This is a genomic window from Acetobacter papayae JCM 25143 (assembly GCF_000613285.1).
GTDB lineage: Bacteria > Pseudomonadota > Alphaproteobacteria > Acetobacterales > Acetobacteraceae > Acetobacter > Acetobacter papayae.
In genome coordinates, this window is record NZ_BAIN01000167.1 from 1 (window position 1) to 660 (window position 660).

At 65.5% G+C, this 660-nt stretch carries 1 protein-coding gene; it reads left to right on the forward strand.

Annotated elements, in window-relative coordinates; genetic code table 11:
• On the forward strand, positions 1 to 432 hold a 432-nt coding region (locus tag JCM25143_RS15215; RefSeq protein WP_025861866.1), incomplete at its 5' end, for an energy transducer TonB.
• Positions 433 to 660 lie beyond the last annotated feature (228 nt).

Here is a 660-nt window from a genome sequence, read left to right on the forward strand (position 1 = left end):
CGCCCCCGCCTCTACTTTCCGCCGCCCAAAATCGAGACGCCGCCGCCCAAGCCACCGATGCAGCATGTCACGCGCACGCCGCCCAAGGCCCCCACGCCGCCGCAGCGCCATACGACACAGGCTCCGCCTTCTCCCGCGCCGGATGTGCCCGATACCTCGGCTGGCTCCTCGCCGCTGAATAACGTGCAGCCCGTCTATCCGCCTGAGATGGAGGAAGAAAATATCGAAGGCCGCGTGACCCTCGTCTGCGATGTGGAAGTCACGGGTATGACCAGCAACTGCCATGTGCAGTCGGTGTCCGGCGGGCAGGCCTTCGTGCGCTCGGCGATGGATTATCTGGCCCGGGCCCGTTACCGCCCGGCCGAGCGTAATGGCGTGCCGGTGAAGGAACTGCACAAGGTGTATGTGATCCGTTTCCGGCTGGATGACTGATGTGGGCCTGTCCGGCACGGACCGCCCGCGAACAAGAAAATGACCATGATGGCCGGCCGGGAACGGTGCGGGTCGCAGCAGTAAGGATTTAGATTAAGATGATCAGGGTGCCTCGTTCTTCCGTTTCTGGTCCTGCCGTGTCCATGCTGGCGCTGGTGCTGGCGGTTTCGGCCCCTGTGGCCGTGAGCAGCACGGCGCGGGCGCAGGAAGCCGCCCCGGCGGCAACGG